11 protein-coding genes are annotated in these 10699 nt (G+C 71.9%); 5 read left to right on the top strand and 6 right to left on the bottom strand.

All coding sequences use genetic code 11. The features are described 5' to 3' along the window. The 6 genes from MET9862_RS26590 to mdcA all read right to left on the bottom strand — a co-directional run. On the bottom strand, positions 1-322 hold a 322-nt coding region (locus MET9862_RS26590; protein WP_185157017.1), incomplete at its 3' end, for a triphosphoribosyl-dephospho-CoA synthase. Positions 323-474: 152 nt separating this feature from the next. Continuing rightward, positions 475-1137 carry a malonate decarboxylase holo-[acyl-carrier-protein] synthase gene (gene mdcG / locus MET9862_RS26585; protein WP_244612925.1) on the bottom strand — a complete coding sequence of 221 codons (663 nt, stop codon included), beginning with the start codon at positions 1135-1137 and terminating at the stop codon, positions 475-477. Further along, positions 1130-1858, bottom strand: coding sequence for a biotin-independent malonate decarboxylase subunit gamma (gene mdcE / locus MET9862_RS26580; RefSeq protein WP_142585945.1), 729 nt, complete (start codon positions 1856-1858; stop codon positions 1130-1132). Before mdcE ends, mdcG begins: the two co-directional genes overlap by 8 nt. Next, positions 1845-2765: a biotin-independent malonate decarboxylase subunit beta gene (locus tag MET9862_RS26575; RefSeq protein ID WP_142585944.1), complete on the bottom strand. Its 921-nt coding sequence runs from the start codon at positions 2763-2765 to the stop codon at positions 1845-1847. Before MET9862_RS26575 ends, mdcE begins: the two co-directional genes overlap by 14 nt. 1 nt (position 2766) lies before the next feature. After that, complete coding sequence (gene mdcC, locus MET9862_RS26570) at positions 2767-3075, bottom strand: malonate decarboxylase acyl carrier protein (protein WP_142585943.1); 309 nt, start codon at positions 3073-3075, stop codon at positions 2767-2769. A 178-nt stretch (positions 3076-3253) separates the two neighbouring features. Next, complete coding sequence (mdcA, locus tag MET9862_RS26565; RefSeq protein WP_142585942.1) at positions 3254-4900, bottom strand: malonate decarboxylase subunit alpha; 1647 nt, start codon at positions 4898-4900, stop codon at positions 3254-3256. 302 nt (positions 4901-5202) lie between these two features. On the opposite strand from mdcA, the gene MET9862_RS26560 reads away from it, so the two are divergent. The 5 genes from MET9862_RS26560 to MET9862_RS26540 all read left to right on the top strand — a co-directional run. Then, positions 5203-5883 carry a GntR family transcriptional regulator gene (locus tag MET9862_RS26560; RefSeq protein WP_142585941.1) on the top strand — a complete coding sequence of 227 codons (681 nt, stop codon included), beginning with the start codon at positions 5203-5205 and terminating at the stop codon, positions 5881-5883. A gap of 595 nt (positions 5884-6478) precedes the next feature. Next, positions 6479-8284 (top strand): circadian clock protein KaiC, encoded by a 1806-nt coding sequence (gene kaiC, locus MET9862_RS26555; protein ID WP_438616659.1) that lies wholly within the window; start codon positions 6479-6481, stop codon positions 8282-8284. Beyond that, positions 8281-8616, top strand: a complete 336-nt coding sequence (locus tag MET9862_RS26550; RefSeq protein ID WP_142585940.1) for a circadian clock KaiB family protein — start codon at positions 8281-8283, stop codon at positions 8614-8616. The genes kaiC and MET9862_RS26550 overlap by 4 nt, the downstream gene beginning before the upstream one ends. Next, positions 8613-8906 carry a circadian clock KaiB family protein gene (locus tag MET9862_RS26545; RefSeq protein WP_244612924.1) on the top strand — a complete coding sequence of 98 codons (294 nt, stop codon included), beginning with the start codon at positions 8613-8615 and terminating at the stop codon, positions 8904-8906. The genes MET9862_RS26550 and MET9862_RS26545 overlap by 4 nt, the downstream gene beginning before the upstream one ends. Then, positions 8906-10699 (top strand): ATP-binding protein (locus MET9862_RS26540; RefSeq protein ID WP_142585939.1); only part of this gene is annotated, 1794 nt, incomplete at its 3' end. The genes MET9862_RS26545 and MET9862_RS26540, both read left to right, overlap by 1 nt.

The raw sequence follows: 10699 nt of genomic DNA, 5'->3' as shown, positions 1-10699 counted from the left end.
CCCGCATCGCGGCCTCGGCGGCGAGGCCGATCCGGCGCAGCCGCGGCATGGCCTGGCCCGCGGCCCCGGCCTGCGCGAGGGCGGCGAACCAGGGCTCCAGCGCCGCCGCGCTCGCCCGGAAGGTCGCGGCATCCATGTCGGCATGGCTGCCGCTGTCGACCAGGCTGACGAGGCCGGGCTTGGGGTAGGTATCGAGTTCGAGGCGCAAAGCCGCGACCGCGGCGGCGGCGATGGTTCGAGGGGAGATATCACTCCGCGCTGCGGGGAAGAAAAATCCGGCTTCCGGACGCGCACCAGATGCGCAACGCGCCCCCTCTCCCATTCGGGAGAGGGCTGGGGTGAGGATCGAGAACGATCCGGAGGGGCCGCGCCGGTGCCACGGGCCTGTCGGAGTTCGATCCTGACCGTTCTCAACCCTCACCCTGTCTCTCTCCCGAACGGGAGAGGGAACCCGCGCCTCATCCGGTCCCCCCATCACACCGGCTCCCGCAAGCGTGGGGCGGGCCGCATCTCGACCCGATCGAGATGCTTGGCGAGCACCGGCCCATCGGCCTCGTGCAGCTCGCGCCAGTGAATCCCAGCCCCGTCCGGCAGGAGGATCTCGCCGTCGATCCGCATCGGCGCCGCGGCGGCGATGCGGGCGAGGCCGGCGAGGAAATCCGGCGGGATCTCCAGGACGGGCCAGAGCAGGTCGAGATCGGAGGCCGACGCGAGATAGGGCAGCCCGGTCAGCGCCTGCCAGAGCAGGGCGCCGAAGGGGCGCGGCACGAGGCCGTGCGCGGCAGCATGGGCGAGGAGCGCGTCGAGGGTCGGCTGCCAGGCGGCGGGGGCGTCACCGCGCGAGGCGGCAAGCGTCGGGCCGGGCAGGGCGGTCAGGGCCTCCGCCGGCAAGGCGAGGCCGATCCGGCGCTTGCCCGCGGCCGGGGGCAGGGGCAGGCCGAGCGGGACGAAGGTCCGGTCCTCGTCCGGATGATAGCGCCGCACGATCAGCGGCCGGCCGCGCGCGGCCCAATCCGGCACATGGGGGGCGCCGTCGAGGTCGGGCCGGCTGCGCAGCAGAGCGGCGAAGGCGTCGGGATCGGCGCGGACGAGGTCGTGGCGCAAAGAGGGTCTTTGGCGCCGGACGCCCTCAGCCACGGCGTGCCTCAAGACGCGCCGCTTCGGCGACGCGCGCGGCGACGGCCTGCGCCACCGGCCGCCCGCCGCGCTCGGCGCCGAGGCGGTCGCGCACATCCTCCGCAGGGCGATCGGCGATCAGGGCGCGGACCTGCTCGGTGAGCGGACGCGCGGGATCGAGCACCACGTGCACGGCGCCGGTCGCCACCATGTTGTCGAGACCCGGCGCGAAGACGGGGGTCGACTTCGCCATCTCCTGAAGCTTGTCGAGCGGGAGCTTGGTGACGCGGGCGACGGAGGGCAGGTCCATCACGCTGGGATTGGCGCCCGGCAGCGCCGCCAGCACCCGCGTCGCCAGCGCGGTCGCGATGAAGGCGCCGGCCGCCGAGTGGCCGTAGATCAGCCCGATCGTCGGGTGGCCGGCCTGGTCGGCGAGCAGCAAAGCCTTGGCGAGATGGGCGAGGCACTCGTTGAGGCCGAGCAGCTCGTCGCGCCGGCTCATGCGCTGGCTGTCGGAATCGACGAGGACTAGGATCGGCGCCCGGTCTCCCGCCCGCACCGCGTCGAGCACGGCGCGGGAGAGCGCGAGCGCGCCCTCGATGCCGAGCGCCGTGTCGCCGTCGATGCCGATCACGGTGACTTGGCGTCCGTCGAGGGGACCGTGGCCGCTGACGAGCCCGTCCGCGACGCGGATCGCATGGCCGGCGGGGAAGAGCGCGGCGAGGATCTCAGCGAGCGTCATGGTGCGCCTCCTCCACCCGGGCGGCCGTCTCGTCGAAGGCCGCCGTGGTCATGGCCGGCACGGCCTCGGGATCGTTGACGCCGAGCCGCGCCCAGATCTCGGTGGCGTCGCGGCAATCGCCGAAGCGCGCGATGCGGGCCTCGAGCCGGGCCTGCTCCGCCTCCAGCGTCGCGAGGTCGAAGGCCGGCGCGCGGGCGATCAGGTCGAGGGCGGCGGCCCGGAAGGCCGCGACCGTGTCGTCGGCGAAGGCGTCGGCGCCGCCGATGAGGCGCCGATGCTTCCCGCCCATCGTGCGCCAGACGAGCGCCCGGTCGCGCGAATCGAACTCCTCGGCGCCCTTGTTGGTCTCGATCACCTCAGGCCCCGAGACCGAGATGCGCCCACCCTCGGAGACGGCGAGCCGCGAGCAGGTGCCGGCGATGAGCCCGCCCCCGCCATAGGCCCCCGCCCGGCCGCCGATCAGCCCGATCACCGGCACGCCGGCCGCGCGCAGATCCGCGATGGCGCGCATGGCCTCGGCGATGGCGGTCTCGCCGGCATTGGCCTCCTGCAGGCGCACGCCGCCGGTATCGAACAGGATCAGCACGGCGGCGGGCCTCACGTCGAGGGCGGCCCGCAAGAGCCCGATCAGCTTGGCGCCGTGCACCTCGCCGAAGGCGCCGCCCATGAAGCGGCCCTCCTGCGCGGCGACGAGCACCGGCTTGCCGTCGAGGGTGGCGCGGCCGACCACGATGCCGTCGTCGAAGGCGCGCGGCAGGTCGAAGAGGGGCAGGTGCGGGCTCGTCACCCGCTCCGTGGGGCCCAAGAACTCCCGGAAACTGCCGGGATCGGCGAGCGCGGCGACGCGCTGGCGGGCGCTGGCCTCGTACCAGCTGAGCGCTTGCGGATCGGTGCTCGCGGGGCTCATCTCACGCCTCCATCAGCCGGGCGCCCTGGAGGAGGCGCAGGGACACGGTGTCGGGGCGCGCGCCCCCGTCGTTGATGCTGATGCGCAGGCCTCCGGGCTGTGCGCGGGCCACGAAATCGGCCACCACCGCCTCCCAGACCGCGGCGTAGCCGGTGACCGGCGTCTCGATCGACACCTCGCAGGCATCGGGCGGCAGCACCCGCTCCAGCAGGACCTCCAGGTTGCCCGAGGCCACAACGCCGGTGATGGCGCTTTGCACCGCGCCGGGCAGGGGCTTCCGGGTCGTGTGGCGGAAGGTCAGGGATTCCATGGCCGTCAGATCCTCGAAGGATATCCGTCCAAACAAATCACCTCATCCTGAGGTGCCGCGAAGCGGCCTCGAAGGAGGCCTCCAGATGCCACGGCGATCTCTGGAGGCCTCCTTCGAGGCCTACGCTTCGCTCCGGCACCTCAGGATGAGGACGTGGGTGGGAGGGACCGGTTCATGCTCACCAGTTCCGGAACTTGGCGGGCGGGTCGTAGAGGCCGCCCGACCAGTGTACGAGGTCCTTGATCGACTTGGCGGCGAGCAGGGCCCGGTCGGCATCGAGCGGCTCGATGCCGAGATCCTCCGGCCGCCGCACGATGCCGCGGGACCGCAATTCCTCGACCTTGGCCCGGTCGCGGCCCCGCCCGATCTCGGTATAGCCCGCCACCCCGCGGATCGCCTGCTCGCGCTCGTCGGCGTCGCGGCAGAGCAGGAGGTTGGCGATGCCCTCCTCGGTGACGATGTGGGTGACGTCATCGCCGTAGACCATGACCGGGGCGAGCTCGAGCCCGGTCTTCTTCGCGAGTTCCATCGCGTCGAGGCGCTCGACGAAGGTCGGCACCAGCTTGTCGCCGAAGGTCTCGACGAGCTGCACCACGAGCTTGCGCCCGCGCATCAGCAGCGGGTCGCCCACGGTCTGCGCCTCGCGCCCCGCCTTCATCCAGGTGTCGGAGGGATGGCGCCGCCCGTGCGGGTCCGAGCCCATGTTCGGCGCACCGCCGAAGCCCGCCACGCGGTCTCGCGTCACGGTGGAGGAATGGCCCATCAGGTCGATCTGCAAGGTCGAGCCGATGAACAGGTCGCAGGCGTAGAGGCCGGCCGTCTGGCAGAAGGCGCGGTTCGAGCGCAAGGAACCGTCGGCTCCGGTGAAGAACACGTCCGGTCGCGCCCGGATGTAGCGGTCCATGCCGACTTCCGAGCCGAAGCAGTGGACCTGCTTCACCCAGCCCGATTCGATCGCCGGGATCAGCGTCGGGTGCGGGTTCAGCGCCCAGTGCGTCGCGATCTTTCCCTTCAGTCCCAGGCGCTCGCCGTAGGTCGGCAGCAGCAGCTCGATCGCCGCGGTGCCGAAGCCGATGCCGTGGTTGAGACGCGCGATGCCGTACTCGGCGTAGATCCCCTTGATCGCCATCATGGCCATCAGGACCTGCGTCTCGGTCATCGCCGCCGGATCGCGGGTGAAGAGCGGCTCCACGTAGAAGGGCCGGTCGGCCTCCACCACGAAGTCGACCCGGTCGCCCGGGATGTCGACGCGCGGCACCGTGTCGACGATCTGGTTGACCTGGGCCACCACGACGCCGTTCTTGAAGGCGGTGGCCTCCACCACGGTCGGCGTGTCCTCGGTGTTCGGGCCCGTATAGAGGTTGCCGTCCCGGTCGGCCGAGACGCCCGCGATCAGCGCCACGTTCGGTGTCAGGTCCACGAAGTAGCGGGCGAACAGTTCCAGATAGGTGTGCACCGCCCCGAGCTGGATCTGCCCGCCATAGAGCATCTTCGCGATCCGCCCGCCCTGGGGGCCGGAATAGGAATAGTCGAGGCGCCGGGCGACACCGGTCTCGAACACGTCGAGATGCTCGGGGAGCACGATGCCCGACTGCACCATGTGCAGGTCGTGGACGCGGGCCGGGTCGCAGGCGGCCAGCGCCCGGGCGAGGCAATCGGCCTGCTTCTGGTTGTCGCCCTCCAGGCAGACGCGGTCGCCGGGGCGCAGGATCGCCTCCAGGAGATCGATGGCGGCGCCCGCCGGCACCACCTTGCCGGCGGCATGTGCGCGCCCGGCCGCGAGCCTTTCGTCGCGGAGTCTCGCCTCGCTGCGCCAGTCGGTCATCGGCTTCCTCACCCGTCGCGCCCGGGAGGCGGAGGATCCTCTCCGCCCCGCGCATTCACACGGCTTTGACCGCGCCCATTCGGTATTCTTATACGCCAATTTGTCAATATCTTGCATTCATAAATGCGCTGCAGCGAGCATGTCGCATACGCGAAAGGGTACACGAGCCCATCCCGGCGCATCGGGCGTCACCGGCCGATGCGCCGGAGCGGCCTTCGGCGCTGGCGGGATCCGGCCGCCCGCTTGACGATGCGCGGGGGCCTCGGCTCAGATTCCCACAGGGAGAGAGGCGCCGGAATCGCATGGACGGGGTGGAGATCGAGGAACGCGAGCTGCTGTCGGACCGGATCCGCAACGCGCTGACCGACGCCATCGCCTCGGGCAGCCTGGCCGCCGGCACAGCGCTCGACGAGCAGGACATCGCCGACCGTTTCGGAGCCTCGCGCACGCCGGTGCGGGAGGCGCTGCGCCAGCTCGCCTATAACGGCCTCGTCGAGGTGCGCCCCCGCAAGGGCGCCGTGGTCACGCGCATGACCCCGGAGCGCATCGCCGAGATGTTCGAGACCACCGCCGAGGTCGAGGCGATGTGCACGCGGCTCGCCACCTACCGGATGACGCCGCTGGAGCGCAGCCAGCTGATGGCGCTGCACGAATCCTCGGCTGCCCTGGTGGAGGCCGGGGATTACGACGCCTACGACGCCTTCAACCTCGCCTTCCACGAGGGCCTCTACCGCGCGACCCATAACGGTTTTCTGGCCGAGCAGGCGCTCGGCATCCGCATGCGGCTCTCCGCCTTCCGCCGCACGCAGCTGCGGCACGGCCCGCGCATCCACCGCTCGCATGCCGAGCACGGCGACATCCTGGCCGCCATGGCCGAGGGCGACGGCGAGGCCGCGGCGCGGCGCATGCGCGCCCACATGCTCAACGCCGCCAATTCCCTGTCGGGCTACATCGCCGACCATCTCGGCATCCACAGCCTCTGATATCCGGTCTGTCCGGGCACACTGCTCCTGGGGTCGGCGCGCTCCGATCGGAGGCCGCGGAACGGACCGGCGCCCCTCCGCTTTCTTCCCGACCACGAGGAGGAGGCCGCGCGATGCGCCACGCGACCATGCTGCAGGGGGGAGGCGGACAGAAGCCGAGCGGCGACCCGCCGGAGCCGGGGCCGCCCGAGGAGGATCCGCCGCCGAACCCGCCCGCTCCACACCCGCCGGAGCCGATTCCCGCCCATGGCCCGGGATGCCGAAGGGACAGGTCCCTTCGGTGGGGTGCGGGGGCGAAGCCCTGACGGAATGCCCCAGGGCTCCCCCCCTGGACCCGCCGAAGGGATGATCCCTTCGGAATCCCGGACTTCGGAACGAGGCTTCCAGGCGGCAGGACACGCCCGCCTGATCCGCCCGGTCCAATCCGTCAGGCCCCCGCAGGCGGCGCGTATTGCACTCGTGCGCGCATTCTTCTACGCGCTCAACCTTTGCTAGAAGCGCGCGGATCCCGGGTGGGCCCGGCCGGGGCGAGAGAGGCCACCGGCGGCCGCGGGGCGTGCCGCGGAGGCCGGCGTACCCGAGGAAGCCAACCGCCGTGCCTGACGCCCTGCCTGCCCCCTCGCACGAGGCCGAAGCCGCCCCGACCCTGCCGAAGGCGCCGACCGGGATCGACGGCTTCGACGCGATCACCCAGGGCGGCCTGCCGGCCGGGCGCCCCTCGCTGATCTGCGGCGCCGCCGGCTGCGGCAAGACCCTGTTTGCCACCACCTTCCTGGTGAACGGCGCGACCCGGTTCGGCGAGCCCGGCGTGTTCGTGAGCTTCGAGGAGCGCGCGGAGGACCTCGTCGCCAACGTCGCCTCCCTCGGCTACGACCTCGACCGGCTGGTGGCCGAGGGCAGGCTCGCCATCGACCATGTCCGCGTCGAGAAGAGCGAGATCGAGGAGACCGGCGAGTACGACCTCGAAGGGCTGTTCATCCGCCTCGGCTACGCGGTGGATTCGATCGGCGCCAAGCGCGTGGTGCTCGACACGATCGAGACCCTGTTCTCCGGCTTCACCGATCCCGCGCTGCTCCGCGCGGAGCTGCGCCGGCTGTTCGGCTGGATCAAGGACCGCGGCCTCACCGCCATCATCACCGGCGAGCGCGGCGAGGGCCAGCTCACCCGCCAGGGGCTGGAGGAATACGTCTCCGACTGCGTGGTGCTGCTCGACAACCGCGTCTCCGACCAGATCACCACCCGGCGCCTGCGCGTGGTGAAGTACCGGGGCTCGGCCCACGGCACCAACGAGTACCCGTTCCTGATCGACCATGCGGGCATCAGCGTGCTGCCCGTCACCTCGGCCGATCTCGACTACGCGGTCTCGGACGGGGTGATCTCCAGCGGGATCGCGGGCCTCGACGCGATGCTCGGGCCCGGCGGCTTCCACCGCGGCTCCAGCATCCTGGTCTCCGGCGAGTCGGGCACCGGCAAGACCATGCTGTCCTCGAGCTTCGCGGACGCCGCCTGCCGCCGGGGCGAGCGCTGCATGGCCTTCGTCTTCGAGGAGAGCGGGGCCCAGATCATCCGCAACGCCCGCTCGATCGGCCTCGACCTGCAGGCCCATGTGGAGGCCGGCCTCCTGCGCTTCGAGGCGGCGCGGCCGAGCCTGTTCGGCCTGGAGATGCACCTCGCGCGCATGCACCGCGACCTCGAGGCCTTCCAGCCGGACGTGGTGGTGGTCGATCCCATCTCGGCCTTGCGCGGGCCGACGAGCGAGCTGCAGGCGACGCTGCTGCGCATGATCGACCTGCTCAAGGCGCGCGGCATCACGGCGGTGTTCACGAGCCTGCGCACGGAGGGCGCGCTCGATCCGGGCGACGACCTCGGCGTGTCCTCGCTGATGGATGCCTGGATCAAGCTCCTCAACGTGGAGGCCAATGGCGAGCGCTCGCGCACCCTCTACGTGATCAAGGCGCGCGGCATGAGCCACTCGCACCAGATCCGCGAATTCGGGATGTCGGGCGCGGGGATCCGCCTCGTCGACGCCTATATCGGCCCGGCGGGCGTGCTGACCGGAACCGCCCGGCTGGCGCAGGAGGCCCAGGAGCGGGCCGCGGCGCTGCGGCGGCGGCAGGATTCCGAGCGCCGGGCCCGTGAGGCGACGCGGCGGCGCCAGGCCATCGAGCGGCAGATCGCGGAGCTGAGCGCGGGACTCGAAGCGATCGCGGACGAGGAACGCATGCTCCACGACGAGGATTCCCTCCGCGAGGCGGTCCTGGACGAGGAACGCCGTCAGATGCTGGCGCGGCGCGCCTCGGCGCAAGGGTCGGCACAGGGGTCGGCACCGGCGGTGCCGGTGACCGGATCGGGGATCACGCCGGGCGTGGCACAGGGGGCGGCACAGCGAGCTGCGGAATGAACGACGAGTTCTCACCGGCCGGCGAGCCGGAAGCCGAGCCCGATTCCGGGCATTACCACCTGCGGCTCTACGTGGCGGGCCAGACGGCGAAGTCGCTGGCCGCCATGAAGAACCTCAAGCGCTTCTGCGAGGAGCACCTGGCGGGCCGCTACGACATCGAGGTCATCGACCTGATGAAGAATCCGCAGCTCGCCGCCGGCGACCAGATCCTGGCGATCCCGACCCTGGTGCGGCGCCTGCCCTCGCCCCTGAAGCGCATCATCGGCGACCTCTCGAACACCGAGAAGGTACTCGTGGGCCTCGACATCCGGCCGAAGGATTCCGAGCCGTGAGCGCACCCGGCCCCGTCGCCCTGCGCCTGTTCATCGCCGGCCCCGGCGCGCGCTCGCAGCGCACCGTCGAGAGCGTGCGCCGGATCTGCGAGGCGCATCTGCCCGGCCGCCACGAATTGGAGATCGTGGACATCTACCAGCAGCCGGCGCTGGCCGAGCGCGACGGCGTGCTCGCCGCGCCGATCCTGCTCCGGGTCGCGCCGCTGCCGGTGCGCCGGATCGCGGGCGACCTCCAGGACGAGGGCCGCGTCCTGCGCGCCCTCGATCTCGCCCCGGCGGAGGAGGCCTGATGGACGTCGAGCGCCTGCTGCCCGAGGGCGAGCCGACGCCGGAGGCCTATCGCGCCCATATCCGCGAGCTCGAGGCCCGGCTGGAGGAGAGCGAGGAAACGCTCGCCGCGATCCGCCGGGGCGATTTCGACGCCGTGGTGGTGGAGGGCCCGAACCGCGAGCGCCTCGTCTACACCCTGGAGAGCGCCGACCGGCCCTACCGCGTCCTGATCGAGCAGATGCAGGAGGGCGCCTTCACCCTCGGGCCCGACGGAGCGGTGCTCTACTGCAACCGGCGCCTCGCCGAGATGCTCGACCTGCCCCAGGAGCGGCTGACGGGCCAGATGCTCAGCCGCTTCATCGCCGACGCGGCCGCCTTCGAGCGCCTGCTCCGGGCGGCCGTGGCCGAGCCCGTGCGCGCCGAGATCGTGCTGCGCACCGGCGCGGAGGGGGAGCGCCCGGCCCATCTCTCCCTCAGCCGGGTGGAGCGGCTCGACGACCGGCCGCTCCTCTGCGGCGTGCTCACCGACCTCACCGAGCACCAGGACCACATCCGGGCGCTCGCCGAGGCCAAGATCCGCCTGGAGGCGGAGAGCCAGGAGCGCGAGCGCGTCGAGGAGGCCCTGCGGCAGTCGCAGAAGCTCGAGGCGGTGGGCCAGCTCACCGGCGGCGTCGCCCACGACTTCAACAACCTGCTCACCGTCATCAAGTCCTCGACCGACCTGCTGAAGCGGCCGGGCCTGGCCGAGGAGCGGCGCCACCGCTACGTCGAGGCGATCTCCGACACGGTCGATCGCGCGGCCAAGCTCACCGGCCAGCTCCTCGCCTTCGCCCGGCGCCAGGCGCTCAAGCCCGAGGTCTTCGAGGTCGGAGCCTCCCTGCGCGCGGTCGCCGAGATGCTCGATTCGGTCACAGGCGCGCGCATCTCGGTCTCGACCCGGGTGCCCGAGGCGCCCTGCTACATCCGGGCCGATCTCAGCCAGTTCGAGACGGCGCTGATCAACATGGCGGTCAATGCCCGCGACGCCATGGCGGGCGAGGGCACGCTGACGCTCCGCCTCACCGCCGGCCGGCCGATGCCGCGCATCCGGGGCCATGCCGGCTCGCGCAGCGCCTTCGCCGCGGTCTCGCTCACCGATACCGGCTCGGGCATCCCGCCCGAGGTGCTGCCGCGCATCTTCGAGCCCTTCTTCACCACCAAGGAGGTGGGCAAGGGCACCGGGCTCGGCCTGTCCCAGGTCTTCGGCTTCGCCAAGCAGTCGGGCGGGGACGTGGACGTGGCGAGCACGGTCGGCCAGGGCACCACGCTCACCCTCTACCTGCCGGAGGTGGAGGGGAACCCGGACCTGCCCGGTGCCGACCCGGCCGAGACGGGCCTCGGCGACGAGAGCGGGCTGTGCATCCTCGTGGTCGAGGACAATGTCGAGGTCGGCCGCTTCGCCACGCAGATCCTGGAGGATCTCGGCCACGCCACCCACTGGGTCGCCAATGCCGAGGAGGCGCTGGCCGAGCTGGAGAAGGTGCCCTTCCGCTTCGACGCGGTGTTCTCGGACGTGGTGATGCCGGGCATCGGCGGCATCGCGCTCGCCGAGGAACTGCGGCGGCGCCGGGCGGACCTGCCCGTGGTGCTCACCTCCGGCTACAGCCACGTGCTGGCGCAGGAGGGCGTGCACGACTTCCTGCTCGTGCAGAAGCCCTACTCCGTCGAGCAGCTCTCCCGCGTGCTGCGCGAGGCGGTGCGCAAGGGCCGCGCCGCGCGCCGGCGGATCCCACACTCCAACCTCATCCTGAGGTGGAGGGGTGGGACCACGGGC

It is taken from the genome of Methylobacterium symbioticum, from assembly GCF_902141845.1.
In the GTDB taxonomy this organism is placed as follows: domain Bacteria; phylum Pseudomonadota; class Alphaproteobacteria; order Rhizobiales; family Beijerinckiaceae; genus Methylobacterium; species Methylobacterium symbioticum.
The sequence above is the reverse complement of the archived record's forward strand: the minus strand, read 5'-3'. Positions and strand labels throughout refer to the sequence as shown.

Bases quoted from the DNA above. Each gene is read 5' to 3' on its own strand.
- MET9862_RS26550 (WP_142585940.1), top strand. From the start codon at position 8,281: ATGAACGACGAGTTCTCACCGGCCGGCGAGCCGGAAGCCGAGCCCGAT.
- mdcE (WP_142585945.1), bottom strand. From the start codon at position 1,858: ATGACGCTCGCTGAGATCCTCGCCGCGCTCTTCCCCGCCGGCCATGCG.
- MET9862_RS26575 (WP_142585944.1), bottom strand. From the start codon at position 2,765: ATGAGCCCCGCGAGCACCGATCCGCAAGCGCTCAGCTGGTACGAGGCC.
- MET9862_RS26560 (WP_142585941.1), top strand. From the start codon at position 5,203: ATGGACGGGGTGGAGATCGAGGAACGCGAGCTGCTGTCGGACCGGATC.
- mdcA (WP_142585942.1), bottom strand. From the start codon at position 4,900: ATGACCGACTGGCGCAGCGAGGCGAGACTCCGCGACGAAAGGCTCGCG.
- mdcC (WP_142585943.1), bottom strand. From the start codon at position 3,075: ATGGAATCCCTGACCTTCCGCCACACGACCCGGAAGCCCCTGCCCGGC.